Source organism: Brachybacterium sp. (genome assembly GCF_036379615.1).
Classification (GTDB): domain Bacteria; phylum Actinomycetota; class Actinomycetes; order Actinomycetales; family Dermabacteraceae; genus Brachybacterium.
The window spans coordinates 130,666-147,051 of sequence record NZ_DASVGJ010000069.1 but is presented as its reverse complement, the minus strand read 5'-3'; the positions used below and the strand labels follow the sequence as shown (position 1 = coordinate 147,051).

Sequence of the window (16,386 nt, the reverse complement as noted above, 5' to 3'; positions counted from 1 at the left end):
CAGCGCAGGGAACGGCACAGCGGGACGGCTCTGGTCCTCGACCAACCCCGCCCCGTCGCGCATCCACCATCGCGTCATGCTCTCCGCCGTCCGTGCTCCTCGCGCGCCAGCCGCAGCAACCGTCGCATCACCGCCTCGTAGCCTATGTTCCGCCACCGGCCAGCATCGTAGGCCCGGTGCACCTGGTCATGGTGAGGACGGCACAGCGCCACCATGTCCGTGTGGCGCTCCTGCCCCATCCGGTCATAGGTCAGATGGTGCAAGTCGTCCCACTCCTCGCTGTCACAGACGGCGCAGCACACCGGCTTCCCGGTGCGCTGCTCCTCCTCTTCGACCCAGCGACGGCGCCGCATATGCCACGCCGCCGAGGCCATGTACTCGGCGTACTGGCGTCGGCGGCGCGCCCGCTGTTGGCCCACCACGGCGTGAGCTCGAACTCTCCTCATCGACTCAGTCGCGGCCTGTTCGAGCGCAGCGCTGCCGTTGGGTCCTCATCCCGAATCCGGGCAGTCACTTGGCGCTCCATACGCTCCTCGTTGCGTTGCTGGACGTTCCGAGAACTAAGCCGCTCGACACGAGGTCTCTCAGCCACCAGATTGCTGATCTGACCGCCTGCAATCGCAACTCCTCGCACCCGCGCGCGGTTGAAGTCTCGCCGCGATTGTTCTGCGATCGTATGGAGCCCGATTCCGCGTAACCGCTCGTCGAGCTGATCTTCCAACTCCTTGCGCTCGACCGACCACTCCCACGGATTGCCCGTCAAAACCTCGACAGCCACCATCAGGTCCTCGGCCCTGTCCCCGTGCTCTAGCACCGCAGCCGCGTTGGCCGTCGCGCTACGTCCGAGCACAGCGAACCGTTGCACCGCTTCGTCAGAGAGGGACAGATGTTCGTCTGTCCACACTCCGTCCGGGTTGATGCCTTCGTTCAGCAGGGTGCTCGTGGCCGTCATATAGCCCGATTCGATCGCATCCCGGTAACGGGCGAGCTTGCTCAGATCTACCCAGTCGTTCAACGCGGCCTGCACAGGCGTTCGGCCGGCGATTCGTTCTGATTGCTCTAGCCCGTCAAGGATCGCCGCCCGCGCCCGATCCATCTCAACGGGACGAACCTCGAGGACTCGCGCAGCGCTCGGGAGCGTCATGTTCCGCCCTCCCTCGGTGCGGATGAACCGCAGCGCGGCGCCGTCCCGACTCAGCGCTACCGTGATGCTCTCCTCCGCCCCTTCCCGGCCGATTACAGCGAAGGGAGGCTCACGATCCAGCTGTGCCCACCGGACCTCCAGCGGCCCCGACACCGCCTCGCTGTGGGCGTTCCAACGAGCTTTGAACCACTCCCACTGTTCCCGATGTTCGTCCTCAACGCGGAGCGGCCAACGCTGCCCTACGCTCTCGGCCGTATCGGCAGGCTTCTCTGACGGAATCTTCATCGCCCGGTCTCCTAACCTTCATCGGTGGGCGCGCAGCGTGGGCCGCGGGCCTTCATCGACCGGCGATTCCTCACGGATCTTCGCCGGTGCCTGCGCCTCCATGCGCAGCGCATTGCGCACCCGCCGCTGGTCGCTGGTGGGTGCGTCCTTCCCTTCTGGCTTCGGCGGAGCTCCGGTACCCAGATCGCCACCGACCGGCATCCGATCCAGGGTGCCGTTGACGGCCTTCATCACTCGATCGGCCGCGTTGACCGTTATCTCTGCGGTGAGGCTCGGATCGGCCCGGTTCTGTCCGAAAGTCCAGCCTGCCGCGTAGGCATCTGACGAGGCCGAGGTATCCATGCCGTGCAACCCCGCGATGACGTGAGCGAACGTCTCCGCCTCGAACTCGATCTGGCCGCGATGGGTCGAAAGTTCTGGCGCGCCCTCACCTGGGGAGTGCAGCTTGATATGCCCCAACTCATGCAGCAAGGTCGCCAGCTGCTCGTTCTCACCGCGGCTCTGATCGAAGGTCACCACCTTGGTGCCGAAGTTGGTCGATCCTTCCGCACCGATCTGTCCATCGGCCGTGGCCGAGAGCTTGAACCCCTCCGCCGCGATCTCCGCTTCTACGGCCTCGCGCAGTCCCTCCGGGACGACACCGGGGGCCAGCGGTTCCCACGAGGGCAGCGCCGGGATCTCCGGCCCGTCCGTCTGCGCGATGTCGAACACGGTCGTGGGCTTGACCCCGACCATCTTGGACTCCACTCGCTCACCCGGGTTCGGCTTCTCGCGAGGAGCGAGCCGACGCCACGATTCCGCGACCTTGGGTGTGGCCGAGGCGAATCGCGCCGTGACGGGGGAGAGGATCTGATAGCCCTTCTCGCCCATGCGGACCTGTCGGCCCATCTCCTGGAACTGCTTGTATCCGGCGATCATGCTGGGACGCTCCGGCCGCTGTGCCGGGTCCTCCTGAGCCTGACAGCGTGCCTCCCACTGCTGGAAGATCAGCATCGCGTTTCGGGGAGAACGGGAGCGGAACTGAGCTACGAACGCCACCAGCTCTTGCGCCTCCGTGCCGGTCGCGATCGCCGAGACGCGATCGGCCATGGCCTCGGTCAGCTGCTCGACTCTCTGGGCTCTGTCTGCGAGGTACTCCTCGCGCGATTGCTTCGGCATCACTGCTCACCCTTCGGGGTCTCTGTACTGGTCTCGGTCGGTCCTGGCACTGCCCCCGCAGTTACCGGACGTGAGCCCCCCTTCTCCCGGTCCTTCTTCTTCGCGTAGCGGCGGAAAGCTGGCTCCAGCTCCACCACAATCAGCGGCTTCGTCGCCTCCACCACGCAGGCGAGGCCGCGCCGCATCTTTTCGATCTGGGCTTTCTCCAGCACGTTTTCCACGCGGTCGGAGTAGCCCCGTCCCGGGCTTTCCCCGCGACGGGCGCTGTTAACCGACTCCTGGACCACAGTCCGCGTGTCTGCGATCCGCGACAGCTCTGCAAGTACCTTGTCGTCACTCACACCACCGAGGACGAACCGCTGTGTCACCGCCTCCCACAGCGCACGCGCACCGGCCGCGCCGTAGCGCAGCTCCGCTTGCGCGAGGGACTGGAACCCGGCCGTGGTCTGAACACCCAGACCGCCGCCCTCGCTCATCATTCGCGGCAGCACCGGCAGCGTGCCGATGTTCCCGATCTCATCGAGGCTGAGGTGCATAGGCGGCTCGATCCGCCCACCCGGGGCACCATTGGCCTGCACAACCGCGCGCCGCCACACCGCATCCACCAGAGTCAGCACCAGCGCCGAAGCGTTGCCGTTCTCCTGAGCAATCAGGTAGATCGTGCCCGAACGGCGCAGGAAGTCATCGATGTTCAGCTGCTCGCCGTCAGGGCCGAACGTGTCTCGGATACGCGGGTCCACCAGCGCAGTGCCGAGGTTCGCGGCCGGAGCCCACATATTCGCGCGGGTCTCCAGGTCGTCCATCTTCACCACGGACTCCAGCATCGACGCCAGATCCTCCGCGCCGGGCCGGTCCTGGAGGATCGTCAGCGCGTCCTCCGCGAACTTCGGATCGAAGCACCAGCGCTGGAAGTCGCTCATGCGCACGCCACCGTCAACGGCTGCGGCGTGCAGCAGCGGCGTGAACACGCGCTTGGTGACGTTCTCCCAGAACTCTCCGTTCTGCACGCCGCTGGCACCGCCCGCGGCGAGCACCTTCGCCCGCGATAGCGCCTCGGTCACGTCCTCGCACCCGGACCACAGGCACCACCGCACGGTGCCGGGCAATCCTGCTTCCGCGCCCACGCCCTCGGGGTCGCAGATCAGCATGGGACCGCCCAGCTTCTCCCGGTGCTCCCACGTCAGGCGCACCAGCTCCGTCTTGGTGGACGTGGACAGCACCGGGCCGGGGGCCTCGATTGCCCGCGGTGCGATGACGTTCTGCGTCTTTCCCACCCGGCTCGGAGCCAGCAGCATCGTCGGCGTCTCAAACGTGGTGTACATCTTCACGCCCTGGCACCGACCGTCATAGAAGGCGTAGTCCGTGACCCGAGGACGCCGCCCCTCGGGCACGAAGTCCGGCCGGATCTGCGTCCGGCGCGCCATGACCGAGCGCTCTCCGTACTCGCGTGCGACCACGCGCTTGTCCGGTAGCCCCTTCTCATTCTGAATCTCTTGCCGCTGTTGCTCGCGCTGCCCCCGCACAGTGCGGAACATCGCGACCGCCAGGAACCCCACCACCGCCAGCAGTACGGCGAATACCGCCCAAACGGCCATGGTGGAGCCCGCGCCGAGAGCGGCACCGGCCCGTCCGGGACCGGTGACCGCTGCCCACAGCTCACCGGGACCGGCACTGTACGTGCGGCCCGAGAGCCTGGCGACGATCCAACCGGCCCCCCACAGCAGCGCCGGAGGAACCATCACCACCAGCAGCAGATATGGCAACGCGGCCTCGAGCCCTCCAGCTCGACGCCGCATCTCCTCTCTAGTGTCACGCCGCGCCATGAGTCACCATCCGCTCGTCAGTGTCGAACAGGGCCGCTTCGCGTGCGTTGCGGGTGACCTGAACCAGGCTCATCCGCTGCCCGATCCGCCAGAGCGACTGCCCGCGCCGCAGCCGGGTCAGCAAGCTCGAAGCCGTGTCGGTCAGGTCCAACATGTCCTGAGCAGCCGCCACAGCCTTTCCGGACTGCCGGAAAGAGATCACGGTCGAAGAGTCGTTGACGAGGTTCGCGGCCATGGCGCGAGAGGCTTCCCCGCCGTCGCCCGCTGTCTGGAGATCCCCGAAGCCGTGCATCACCAAGACGTTGGAGATCCCCCAGTTCCGGGCGACCTTCCAGTGCTCCTGCATCCGGCGCAGCAGCGGGGGCCGAGCGAACACCCTCCACCCCTCGTCATAGATCATGTAGCGCTGCGAGTCGGTGCCGTCCATCAGCGCCGATTCCATCCACGACGAGGTGCACGTCATCACCACGTCCAGCAGCTCACTGCCCCGCAGCCGCGACACGTCCACCGAGACCATCGGGGCAGACGGATCGAACTGCACCCCCTCGGAGCGACGATCCAGCACCCCGCTCAGCGCGCCCGTCGTCAGCCGCGCCAGCGAGTGCCCCACCTCCCGCGAATGCGCGGCGACCTCAGTCATGCGGCCGAACCCCTCCGGCACGCGACCGTGGCTGTTCTTCTCCGGATTGAACAGCTCGTGCACGACCTCAGCCAGAGTCGGCTCCTCCTGCTCGCGCCGTTCCACCTGCTCCAGCGCGTAGGACAGGGCACTGCGCTCCATCGCCCACAGCTCCCGATTCAGCAGCCGCTCAGCGATCGACTCCAGCAGCATCGCGCGCCGGTTCCGGGAGGTGATGACCCACTCTTGCTCGCTGATCGACGGGGGCCGATGGATCGGGTTGGCCAGCGGATTGATCCGCGCCAGCATCCCCGGCCCGATCTCGAACGCCGATCCTCCGATCGCCCGGCACGGCCCGGTCCACTCACCCTTCACATCAGCCGGGACATAGGACCGGTAGCCGAACGCTGCCCCGCGCGAGGTCAGCACCTTGACCAGGGTCGACTTCCCCTCGCCCACCTTGCCGCTGATGATGATGTTCGGATCAGAGATGATCCCTGCCTTGTACAGGTCAAACGGCCCGTACACGAACGCGCTGCCCCCCAGCAGGTTCCGTCCCACCATCGTCCCCTTGGTCCCCAGGCCCGGGTCCGCGAGGAACGGATACGCCAGCCCCAGAATCCCTGAGTCGGCCCGGTGCGACGGCGCAACGAACGACCGCGGGGTGTGCAGTGCAGCCGGCCCCGCCTCACCAGCGGCAGGGAGGAAGTCTCGCGATCGCCACGCGGCCTTCTCCTGCTCCGCCACCCGCGCGCGCTGTGCCGCCTCCTCCTTGTACGCATCCGTCACCAACCGACGCTCAGCCTTGCGCAGCTCGCGCAGCTCCTGCTTGGACAGATCCCCGAACCGGGACCGCATCACCCGGCGCTTCGTGCGCTCCTCCACCATCACAGGCCCCTTCCAAACGGCAGCGCCCCTGCGATGAACGCCGACGCCTGCTCTCCACCGATGACCCGCAGCTCGCACCCCGACCGCAGCGCGGCCGTGCGGACCTGCTCTGTCGCCATGCGCAGCTCATCGAGCGTGTGCCCCGAGACCGTCACCAGGCCCGCGAAGTTCAACGCCCCGTGCCCGGACTCCAGCGCCTCCTCCTCACGCGCCAGAGCGGACCGCTCACGCTTGCGTTCCACGCTGTCCACCGCCCCGGACTTCTGCTCCCACATCCGGTCCGTCTCCGCCGAGGTCGAGGCGCGACGAGCCTGCGCCATGGCCTTCTTCGTCGGGATCGGCTCGCAGACCAGAGCGAAGGTGTGGCGCACCTGGGCGACCACGAGGTGCTGGAGGAACCCAGCCGTGGTCGCCTTACGCGGCCACTCCACCACCATCAGCACTCGCTGATACCCCGCCTCGGTCCGCAGATACGTGAAGGACTCATCCAGCCCCATCGGACCGGCCCCCGCCAGGGACCGGCCGACCTCCCGGTGAGCCTCCAACTCCGGCTGCACGTCCGGGTCATAGGCCGTGCGCGCCAGCAGTGCCACATCGCCTGAACCGACCCAGGACACGAACGACAGCGACGCCTCAGTGAACTGCCCCCGCACGAACTCCATGCGACTGCGCAGCACCTCAGCACCGCCCGTCACACCGCCACCGGCCTGCCGGATCAGCGCCGCCACGCCGCCCGCCTTCATATCCAGCGTGATCGAGATGAACGACTCGTGCCGGATCGAATCGGTACGCGAGCGCGAGAGGTAGTCGGCATACGCCTCGTACGCCGCCGGGGAGATCTGATCGCTGCCGTGCTCTTGGAACCACGCGTTGATCTCCTCGCCGCCGTCGCTGACCGCTCGCAGCAGCACCCCAACCCGCGTCACGCCATTGGAGGAGTCAGTGCAGAAGCTCGACAGCAGCGACCCCCACGCCCCAGCCACCACGTCCTGCGAAGACCCCTCTGCCAGCGCGAAGGAATCCATCGGCTCAACCTTGGCGATCGCCGTCAGCGTCCGAGTGCTCGGATCATGCAGCAGCCCCGCCCCGGTGCGCTCATCGACCAACACCCGCAGCCGCGCCGCATCACCGGGAAGACCCAGCGTTCCAGCAGGACGAGGGGCCAGCGGCCGAACCCGGTAGGACGCCTGGCCTCGCACATTGCGACGGACCCACTGCCCCATCAACGGCACCCACTGGATCAGCGGCCGACCGGTGAACCAGGTCGGCACCAGCGTCAGCGACACAACGATGACGGCAGCGAAGAACATCCACCGCCCCGTCGTGAACGCCGCGATCAGACTCACGAACGCGACGCCGACCAGCACCAGCTGGGCCGTGCCCAGGCCCATGATGAGGCCGCGGCCAGACAGCCTCGGGAACCGGGCAGTGATCCGTCGTTCCTCGCGTGTATCCACAGTCATGCCGGTCTCCTCCTTCTCACGCTCTCCTGGTCAGGAGAAGATCGTCACGCCCTGGCCCGCGAAGAAGCCGATCAGTGCGTTGGCACCCGCACAGATGATCGCCACGGCCGCAGCCACAGCGAGGATCTTCACGCCGATGCTGCCGACGCCGGGACGATTGCTCAGCGAGCCGAAGCCCCACACGATCGCTCCGATGATCACCACGGCCACAGCCGCGAGGATGCCGACGTTCATCAGCGTTCCCACCACATCGACCAGGAACGTCCGCACCCCCGGGGGCAGTGCATCCCACGTCGGCGTGACCCCCGGGTCGGTTCCTGCCACCAGCTCGTCTCGCATCTCAGGCTCCTTCACGACTCACCCGCGGTGCCTCTCACCGCTCATGAAGGGACAAGCCAGCCCGTCACGACACACAACGAGGGGTGCCCCGGCTTCCGCCGAGACACCCCGTTGCTCCTCGAGTCGCGCTAGTGCCAGATGGAGATGGCCTGCTGCCCGAACCACGCGATCCAAGTGTTCAGCCCTGCCGCGACGATCGCGCACGCGACCGCGCCAACGAGGGTCTGCACCCCCTTCTGGCTCATGCCGGGACGCTGGAGTGCGACCCCGACACCCCACAGAATCGCGCCGATGATGAGCGCCGCGACGGTCGCCAGAATCGCCGCGTTGGCGATCGTCCCAGCGACCGACACCAGCAGCTCGCGCGCCGAGTCCATGCCGTCGCTCACCGGCACCAACGGTCTCGCAGGCGGTGTCTCGACCTCTTCCATCACCTACCCCCTTCCGTGCTCTCCCCGGTGACCGGAGCATCCAGCGGAACGCTCACAGGAGCAGGCGGATCCCCTCCCGCTGTCGCCTCCGGCGCAGCTCCCATGTCTGAAGGGACCGATGCAGGTTCGGATAGCGGCGTCTGAGTCGCCGATGGCGCCGAATCCACCGGCGCTCCGCTCTCGGGGACTTCCCCAGGTGCGGCATCGACCGGCACGGGCTCAGCCGCAGCCGGCCCTTCGCCGCGGATCGGCTCATCGGCCACCACGGGAGCGGCGCTGCCGCCGTTCTCGGTGCCCTCACCCGGTGCGGACTGTTCCCAGGAGAAGGGCTGCTCGCCGCCGCCACCGCCAGTGCTACTCGGTGCGCTGGAAGAGGCATCCCCGCCACTCTCGGTCGTCTCCGACACCGCGCCGTTGATGTTGTCCTGCACCCCGTCCGCGACCGCTTCTCCGGCGTCCTTGGCCCCATTTGCTGCCTCGGCCGCGACCACAGCGCCCGCAGCGAGTCCACCGGTCGCGGCCGTCGTACCCACGGCCGCACCCGCTTCCGCGCCCGTCTGTGCGGTCGTGGCCGCTTCGGCGGCACCACCGGCCCCGCCAGTCTCTCCACCGGCCAGGCCCGCGTCGCCGCCCTTGTCCGAGCCGAATCCCTCCAGCAGTGAGGACAGTCGCCCGCCTGCGCTCTGCGAGGCAGACAGCGCCGCCGCGGGAGTTGAGGTCAGCATTCCCTGAGCGCCGTCGGCAGCTCCCTGGAGTTCCCGCACCCCGGCCTCACCCATCCAGCCGAACAAGGCGAAGCACGCGATCGGCATGAACGCCGCCAGGATCAACATCAAGACCCCGGACAGGACCGTGGTCAGCCCCGGCAGCGGATCGGCGGTGACCTCACCGGATTGAATCGTCGCGGTGACCGCGAGGACCCCCAGACCCATCACGACCACGATCGCGAGCTTCGTGAAGATCAGCGCCACCATCCAGCCCAGCCAGATCGACGCCCAGCGCCGGGTCGGCCCCCAGGCGATCCCCGAAAGGCACAGCGGACCGACCACGATCACGATGTACAGCAGCATGTTCCGCGCCACCAGCGCCAGACCGATGACGAGGCTCGCGATCAACAGCAGACCCGCCGCCGTGATGCAGATCAGTGAGGTAGTGATGACGCCCCCCGCGGCGACCTCCCAGGGCTGGACCGGGCCAGAGACCTCAGCCCCACTGACCGTGTTGCCCATCATCGTCCCCAGTTGTACGACCGCAGCCATGACGTCGTCAACGAACTCGTCGCCGTCGCTGAGAGTCGCTGTGATCATCCCGTTGGCGACAGCATCGACCGCTCGCACCGCGACGGCCGTCAATGGCACAAGCGCCACTGTTCCCAACACCGACACGGCTGCGCCGAAAAAAGCGTCCCGCGCCCCGGTGAGCGCCTGCGCGCGCAGGGATGCCGCGATGATGCGGATCGCTGCGAACGCGACGATCAGCGGGAGGCTGATGAAGAAGATCCGCCCGCCCATCGTGTAGATGAACTCACCGGTCACCTGGGGCTCCGACAGCTGGAGCAAAAGGTCGATGATTATGTGGAAGAGCATCTGCGTCCCATCCACGACGCTCTGGGCGAGATCCCACAGGAACTCCTCGGCCTTGCCCTGGATCGCGTCTCCCACAGCCTCCTTGGCCGCATCGCCCACCAGGGTCATCCCCCCAGCAGCAGCAGTCGCCCCTGCTTTCGCAGGGGCCGTCTGCAACCCGAAACCCACTCCCGCGAGATCCTTCAACAGGTCACCCATCGCTCAGCCCTCCTCCGCAGCTTCCGAAAGAGAGCCAGGAAGCGCGAGGAACACCGTGCAGTCCTGCCCTTCGGTGCACAGCATGGCGACCGTCCAGCTCACCGTGCCCATGTCCTTCTGCTTGCGCTGCCCGTCCGCAGGATCGGTCAGCTCGCGCAGCAGTGTCCCCTCGACTTCCATCACCACCAGGCCCTCCCCGGTCAAGTACTCCCGCGCCTCGGCCGACCCCTCTGCCGAGGGCGGCGCGAAGACATCCAGGAACTCCCCGTTGTCGGCCGTGGTCACCTTCTGCGCCGTGAACGTGTCGGTCGTCTTGTACTGCGCCCGATCCGCCCACGGGTCCTGCTCCCATGCCGTGGTGACGACTTGCTGCGCCCACTGCTGGGGCGTCGTCGGGGCCTCGCCCTCGTTCGGAATCTCCGGCGCAGCCGAGGCGATGGTCGCCACGTAGTACGCCTCTTGGAACCGGGCCGTGTCCGCACTACCCAGCACCTCCGCGACCGCGGGAGCTAGCTCCTGGGGTTCGCTCGTGCTCGGCAGCGGCAGCACCACCGGGTTCGCCTCCAGTGTCGGGTCATCTGCCCCGACCACACTGGGCTCCTCGCTCGTCGGCCTCACCTCGATCCGCTCGTCATCCGGCACGTTGGAGAAGTGCCCCACCACCGCCAGTCCGGCGATGACGAGGACGATCACCCCCACAGCAGCCAGTGCGATCTGCACCTTGCGCACCCTGAAAATCCACATGGCAGCTCCTTCGTCTCTCTGTCCTCATCGACAAGCGCGCCCACCACGACACGGCGCTAGGCAACGCTCACGAGCTCCGGTTCCAGATCCACATCGGGCGGAGGACCGTCCCGCACGACGGCAGCCCACCACTCGGCCGAGACCGCGTGCCGGGACAGGTGCTCAATCCATGCGCGCCGCTCGGCACGGAACCGCTCGACCAGCACCCCAACTACGAGGGCCGCTCCCACGCGCTCGGCCACCTCTCCCAATCGGGACGGCACCGCCAACAGCCGGCCCCTGCCGTCGCGCTCGATCAATCCCCACGCCACCAGCAGCTCCAGCGCTTCATAGGCCGCTGACCTCGACACCGCAGCGCGCACCCGGGCAGTCTCGACCGAGGGGGCTCCCTGCTCAATCGCCTCGAACACCAGCGCCGCCACTACGCCAAGCTCACGGAACACCGGTCGCAGCGCATGGATCTTCCCGCTCGGCAGCTCCACCCGCTCGGCACGCTCGATGTGGCGCTCCGGAAGTCGCAGCTCGTACAGGTCAGCCCGAGTGCCCTCTCCCTCACGCACCAGCGAGATCCACGGATCGTCCTCAGCCCGCAGCTCCGCCAGGACACGAGAGACGGTCGAGGGCTGGACCGGCAGAGACAGCGACAGTGACCGCACACCGAACTCGACGTGCCGCGAGCCCTTCTGATGAGCAGCAGCCGCCAGAGCCCGCAGCAGGAACCGTGCGTGCATCCCCCGAGGCCCCGACAGCTCCAGCGCCTCCACCTCACCCAGCACAGCCCTCCAACGTCGGATGAAGCGATGCTCGTCAATCGTGATCTCTTCGTTCGTGCGAGCCCGGGGTGCCCCCCTCGTGACTTCTACGTCCTCGCTTGTGTTGCAGTGACGGACAGACTTCTTCGTGCGCTGGCTGTTCGCCACGAAGGCAATCGCCTTACGCCACTCCTTCCCGAGCAGCTGGCCCGGCTTGTTCGCGTTCTGGAACAGCTCGACCAGTCCCGCCCAGCGCCCGTCCTCCACGCGCGCCGCCACATCCTCGAACCGCAGCCCGGCCCGAGCCGCAGCGCACAGCACCGCCATGCGGGCCGTGGACCGGTCCCCGTAGCCCGCCTCCTGGTACAGCCCTTCCTGGGCGAGGGCCAACAGGCGCGGAGCCATGACGTGGCCGACGAACGGCGCATTGAGCACAGCTGCTTCGTCTTCCAGCTCTTCCAGAGGCCGCGCCAGCGTCATCGCCTCGCGCGCTCCGGTGGCCAGCTCCTCGATCAACTCACGCCGAAGCGCCCCGATCACCTCGGAGCCATTGCGCATCATCAAGACCCGGCGCGCAGTGTCCATTGGCGTGACCAGCTCTTGGAAGCCGCTGCCGTCCTTGTAGGGAGAGCCCGGCGTGCGAATACAGCCCGAGGTCGCCCCGGTGGTGTGCGGCAGAGGATCGATGCCTGGGAACCGAAGCGCCAGCGCCTTCGCCAGTGCACCCGCGTCCTCCACGCTCAGACCCTCGCGCAACGGCACGTAGACGTGATGCTTTCCAGCGGGGGAGTGGTCAACAACGACTCTGGCTCCGCAACGCTCGAGCAACGCCACCACCTGATGCACCAACTCCAGCCCGTCCGCCCCGGACACGTCCGCATCGACCACCAGCGTCCGGCAGCGCGCCTGCGAGTTGTACAGCAGCACCGCCGCAGGTTTGCTCGGCACCTCAGCCGTCAGGTCCCGCTCATCGCGTGTGGAGTACTGCCACTTGCCCCGCCGGCCATCCCACCGCCCGATACGGACGCGAGACCGCCCCGCGATGAGCAGGCCCAGCGCCCACTGGGATTCTTGATCTGACGGTGTTTGCCGTCGTACCATGTGCCACGTACCTCTCTTGATTGGTGGGGTTCAGGACTCGGAACAGGCCGCCAAACCTGATCGTTCCGACTCCGCTTCTCCGGAGCGCCGACCCACGGGTCGGCGCTTCGTTTGTCTATGCCGTCATTCGACTAGGCCGTGCCGTCTCGACCGGGGGAGCGAAGAGTGCGGGCTGGCGGCCCGGCTCGCGCCGACCCTGACCAGGCCGCGCGGCCACCGTGCGTGCGTTTCGGGCGTGCCATGGAGAGACCTTCACCGCGTCGCCCTCACGTACCGCCCGAGCGCACTCCGCGAGCAACGACCACTCCGGGTGCCGTTCGGTCCCGAACAACAGCCACGCGAACGCTTGCGCTTGCGCCCGGTCGAATGACCCCCGCAGCGAGGGCAGCTCCTTCATGAACCGACCGACCCGCCGCCGCGACGTCGCGGGGGTCATCCCCGCCCCGGCGTCCCCTGCCAGTGCGGCCGTACCAGCCACCTCAAGGCCACGGCAGATCGCTTCGGACCGGACGTGGAACCTCTGCGCGAGCAGACCGACGAACACGCCAACGACCATCCGCGCTTCCGGTGAGGTTCCGTCAGGCCCGCGAGCCCACGCAGGCTGAGCGGACAACCGGTCCAGCGGCTCGCCATCCAGCGCGCGGGAAAGCTCGTCGAAGTGGAGGATCCGCAATGATCCGCGCGACACCTGGCGAGAGCCGGCGCCCATGCGTCCCGCCAAATCGGCGCGAGACAAGTTCGCGGCCACTGCCCCCACCACATAGCCGAGCGGCCGCTCCATCGCCAAGATCCGATTCACGTTCTGCGACCGAGACAGTCGATCAGGCCCTTCCACCACGAGCACTGCCTCAGCGACGGCATCTGTGGGATCGACCAGCAACGAACCGCCGCGCGATCCACGGCCCCGCCCTGCGATCATGCGAGCGAACACGCGCTGCATCAGCGCAACGAAGTCGTCCCCAGCCGGCCCGCTCCACCCCTCGGAGTCCGAGGCCAGAGACTCCATGACCTGTCGGAACTCCGCATCTTCAGTTCCCCTGCCCTCGGTCACGGCCGATTCACCCCGCTGGCCGCGTCCTCGCCAAAGCGAGCGCGAGCGTCCTCAGCGGCGAGCAACCATTTCCTCATCATGTCGCCCTTGATCACGATCGCGCCCCCAGTCTCCGCCGCGAGTCGTTCCGCGAGCTTGGCCCAGCTCAGTGGCCGGACTGAACGGCGCTGCTCCATCGCCCACTCCCACAGCCCTCCGTGGCCGGACTGGCGGAGGAGAAGGTCTGCGTACGGTGCCTGGCTTCTCATGAGAACTGACCCTAGTCGTGTTTTCACGACTCAGCAACACGTCTGGACGACATCTCTCGCCTAGAGCTCTCATCGCGAGTAGGATTCCTGCATGAGTGCTATCAATGAACGACCCCAGGCAGGCGAGACTGACGACGACGCGCGGATCTCCGCAGCAGTGCGGGCGCTGGCAGCCGGTACCGGGCTGAAGAACGCAGAGCTGGCACCGGTGCTAGGGATTCACCGAGCGTCCGTGTTCGCGAAACTCAAGGGCGAGACGTCATGGAAGGCCAGTGAGGTCGCAAGCCTGGCCCGATACTTCGACGTGCCCGTGGGCGACCTCTTCGACGGCCTCGGACTGTTCCGGGACACGAAGAAGCCCCACCGGGTAACCGGTGGGGCTTCTTCTCCAGGTGCGCCATCAGGGACTCGAACCCCGGACCCGCTGATTAAGAGTCAGCTGCTCTAACCAACTGAGCTAATGGCGCGAACAGGAAAGAACTTTACCCCCAAGTCTTCTCGAGTCCAACTCGAGCAGGCGCTCTGTGAGCGAGCGAACAGTGCTGGTGCTCGCGACGGGGCGCCGTGATCACCGGAAGCGCTGGACCGCGACCGGCTGAGCCTCGGCGAGGTCACGGATGTCCGCGTGCTCCGTGCGGGCGAGCACGTCGGCGAGCGGGCCCTGGGCGAGGAGCCGGCCCTCTCCGAGGAACGCGACCTGCGGGCACAGACGCTGCAGCAGCTCGACGTCGTGCGAGGCGATCAGCGCACCGATGCCCAGTCGCTGGATCGTCGCCGCGAGCGTTGCGCTGATCCGGCTCCGGGTGGTGGGGTCGACCGCGGTCATCGGTTCATCGAGCACCAGGATCTCGGGCCGGGTGGCGAGGGCGGTGGCGAGCGCGACCCGCTGGGTCTCCCCGCCGGAGAGGGTGCGCATGGTGCGCGGCAGGTGATGCTCGGCGAGTCCCACCGAGTCGAGCAGCTCGGCGGGGGAGACGGCATGGGTGCGTCCGCCCTTGCGCGCCTCCTTCGCGGCCAGCTCGAGGCGGGAGCGCACCGTCTCGCGAGGATCCGCGATCGTCATCGCGTACTGCGAGACGAAACGGACCGCCGCCCGGAACCGGCGCCGGTCCTTCCCACGCAGCTTCGCCACATCACGGCCGTCCCAGGTGACCCGGCCCGCGGAGGGCCGGTGCTCGCCGCTGAGCGTCGCCAGCAGTGTCGTCTTTCCGGCGCCGGAGGCGCCGAGCAGGCCCAGCGGCGGGTCCCCGGCCCCGATGGTGAGGTCGACACCGCGAAGCACCTCCTCGCCCGGATATCCGGCGTGCAGGGAGCTGGCGGTGAGGCGGGAGGGAGCAGGCATCAGTGTCTTTCTCACGGTGGAGTGTCCCGGAGCACTCTAGCCAGTGAGCCTGTGCCCGAGCTGTCGAACAGGCAGACCTTTCGGTCGACACTGACGACACGAGCGCCGGCCACCCCTAGCGTGGAAGGACACCACCCGGCGAAGAACCCGGGGGGAGCACGAGAGCGGTGACCTGGCAGGCGTCACCTCCACCCCATGAGACCTGCCCGGCAGCCGTCCCGGCCTCCCGTGTCGACGAGCGCCGACCCTTCGACCCCGAGGAGCAGCACCATGGCAGACCAGCTCACCTTCACCGATCCCGTCACGCGTTTCCCCGACATCACCCCGCCGAAGCAGGACCAGCCCGAACCGGGCCTGGACGCGGAGCTGATCCCCGGCACCGACCGCGGAGAGGAGTCCTACCGCGGCACCGGCCGGCTCCCGGGTCGGCGAGCACTGATCACCGGTGCGGATTCCGGCATCGGCGGGGCGGTCGCGATCGCTTTCGCTCGCGAAGGTGCCGACGTCGCGCTGAACTATCTCCCGCAGGAGGAGGAGGACGCCCGACACATCGCCGAAGTGATCCGCGCGGAGGGACGGAACGCCGTGCTGCTGCCCGGAGATCTCGCCGACGCGGACTTCTGCCGGCGCCTCGTCGAGGATGCTGTGGAGGGGCTCGGCGGCCTCGACGCCCTGGTGAACAATGCCGGGCGGCAGATCGCGGTGGAGTCCCTCGAGGAGATCGACGACCAGCAGTGGGAAGACACCTACGCGGTGAACATCCACGCGATGTTCCGCATCACCCAGGCCGCGCTGAAGCATCTGCCGGCGGGCTCCACGATCGTCAACTCGACCTCGATCCAGGCGTACCAGCCCTCGCCCACGCTCGTGGACTATGCCTCCACCAAGGCCGCGATCAACAACTTCACCAAGGGCCTCGCCCAGCAGCTCGCACCCCGCGGGATACGCGTCAATGCGGTCGCGCCCGGTCCGATCTGGACTCCGCTGCAGGTCTCGGACGGTCAGCCCAAGGAGAAGCTGCCCGAGTTCGGGAAGAGCACGCCGCTGGGCCGAGCGGGCCAGCCCACCGAGCTCGCCCCGGCCTACGTCTTCCTCACCTCGTCCGAATCCAGCTACGTGCTGGGGGAGACGCTCGCGGTCACGGGAGGGAGCCCGACCCCGTGACCCGAGCGGACACCGCGCCGCGAGAGAACGGACGGCAGCGCGGGGCGCGC

The 16,386-nt window shown here is 67.8% G+C and carries 14 protein-coding genes, 1 tRNA gene and 1 pseudogene; 2 read left to right on the top strand and 14 right to left on the bottom strand.

The window, feature by feature from the left end; all coding sequences use genetic code 11:
- Positions 1-74 precede the first annotated feature (74 nt).
- From VF289_RS16375 to VF289_RS16320, 12 genes are all read right to left on the bottom strand, one after another.
- The gene (locus VF289_RS16375; RefSeq protein ID WP_330884970.1) at positions 75-446 is read right to left on the bottom strand and encodes a hypothetical protein; all 372 of its coding nucleotides are present in this window, start codon (positions 444-446) and stop codon (positions 75-77) included.
- Positions 443-1,429, bottom strand: a complete 987-nt coding sequence (locus VF289_RS16370) for a hypothetical protein (protein WP_330884969.1) — start codon at positions 1,427-1,429, stop codon at positions 443-445. The genes VF289_RS16375 and VF289_RS16370 overlap by 4 nt, the downstream gene beginning before the upstream one ends.
- 18 nt (positions 1,430-1,447) lie before the next feature.
- Positions 1,448-2,587, bottom strand: coding sequence for an ArdC-like ssDNA-binding domain-containing protein (locus VF289_RS16365; protein ID WP_330884968.1), 1,140 nt, complete (start codon positions 2,585-2,587; stop codon positions 1,448-1,450).
- Entirely contained in the window at positions 2,587-4,410 is a 1,824-nt protein-coding gene (locus VF289_RS16360; protein WP_330884967.1) for a type IV secretory system conjugative DNA transfer family protein, read from the bottom strand. The genes VF289_RS16365 and VF289_RS16360 overlap by 1 nt, the downstream gene beginning before the upstream one ends.
- Positions 4,397-5,917 carry an ATP-binding protein gene (locus VF289_RS16355; RefSeq protein WP_330884966.1) on the bottom strand — a complete coding sequence of 507 codons (1,521 nt, stop codon included), beginning with the start codon at positions 5,915-5,917 and terminating at the stop codon, positions 4,397-4,399. Before VF289_RS16355 ends, VF289_RS16360 begins: the two co-directional genes overlap by 14 nt.
- Positions 5,917-7,380 (bottom strand): SCO6880 family protein, encoded by a 1,464-nt coding sequence (locus VF289_RS16350; RefSeq protein ID WP_330884965.1) that lies wholly within the window; start codon positions 7,378-7,380, stop codon positions 5,917-5,919. The genes VF289_RS16355 and VF289_RS16350 overlap by 1 nt, the downstream gene beginning before the upstream one ends.
- A 30-nt stretch (positions 7,381-7,410) precedes the next feature.
- A complete protein-coding gene (locus VF289_RS16345) occupies positions 7,411-7,719 on the bottom strand; it encodes a hypothetical protein (RefSeq protein ID WP_330884964.1) in 309 nt (102 codons plus the stop codon).
- Between the two features lie 128 nt (positions 7,720-7,847).
- The gene (locus tag VF289_RS16340; RefSeq protein WP_330884963.1) at positions 7,848-8,150 is read right to left on the bottom strand and encodes a hypothetical protein; all 303 of its coding nucleotides are present in this window, start codon (positions 8,148-8,150) and stop codon (positions 7,848-7,850) included.
- A complete protein-coding gene (locus VF289_RS16335; RefSeq protein ID WP_330884962.1) occupies positions 8,150-9,934 on the bottom strand; it encodes a type IV secretion system protein in 1,785 nt (594 codons plus the stop codon). The genes VF289_RS16340 and VF289_RS16335 overlap by 1 nt, the downstream gene beginning before the upstream one ends.
- Before the next feature lie 3 nt (positions 9,935-9,937).
- Positions 9,938-10,678, bottom strand: a complete 741-nt coding sequence (locus VF289_RS16330) for a hypothetical protein (RefSeq protein ID WP_330884961.1) — start codon at positions 10,676-10,678, stop codon at positions 9,938-9,940.
- A gap of 56 nt (positions 10,679-10,734) precedes the next feature.
- Positions 10,735-12,357, bottom strand: a complete 1,623-nt coding sequence (locus tag VF289_RS16325) for a hypothetical protein (protein ID WP_330884960.1) — start codon at positions 12,355-12,357, stop codon at positions 10,735-10,737.
- A 289-nt stretch (positions 12,358-12,646) separates the two neighbouring features.
- Positions 12,647-13,582 (bottom strand): hypothetical protein, encoded by a 936-nt coding sequence (locus tag VF289_RS16320; protein ID WP_330884959.1) that lies wholly within the window; start codon positions 13,580-13,582, stop codon positions 12,647-12,649.
- A 339-nt stretch (positions 13,583-13,921) separates the two neighbouring features.
- Between VF289_RS16320 and VF289_RS19605 the strand changes: the two are divergent.
- A pseudogene (locus VF289_RS19605) lies at positions 13,922-14,146 on the top strand (helix-turn-helix domain-containing protein); the annotation flags it as partial.
- A 77-nt stretch (positions 14,147-14,223) separates the two neighbouring features.
- Here the strand turns inward: VF289_RS19605 and VF289_RS16315 are convergent.
- Both VF289_RS16315 and VF289_RS16310 read right to left on the bottom strand, forming a co-directional pair.
- A tRNA-Lys gene (locus VF289_RS16315) sits at positions 14,224-14,297 on the bottom strand.
- A gap of 101 nt (positions 14,298-14,398) precedes the next feature.
- Positions 14,399-15,172 (bottom strand): ABC transporter ATP-binding protein, encoded by a 774-nt coding sequence (locus tag VF289_RS16310; RefSeq protein WP_330884958.1) that lies wholly within the window; start codon positions 15,170-15,172, stop codon positions 14,399-14,401.
- A 270-nt stretch (positions 15,173-15,442) separates the two neighbouring features.
- Between VF289_RS16310 and VF289_RS16305 the strand changes: the two genes are divergently transcribed.
- Positions 15,443-16,336, top strand: coding sequence for an SDR family oxidoreductase (locus tag VF289_RS16305; RefSeq protein ID WP_330884957.1), 894 nt, complete (start codon positions 15,443-15,445; stop codon positions 16,334-16,336).
- Positions 16,337-16,386: the final 50 nt, after the last annotated feature.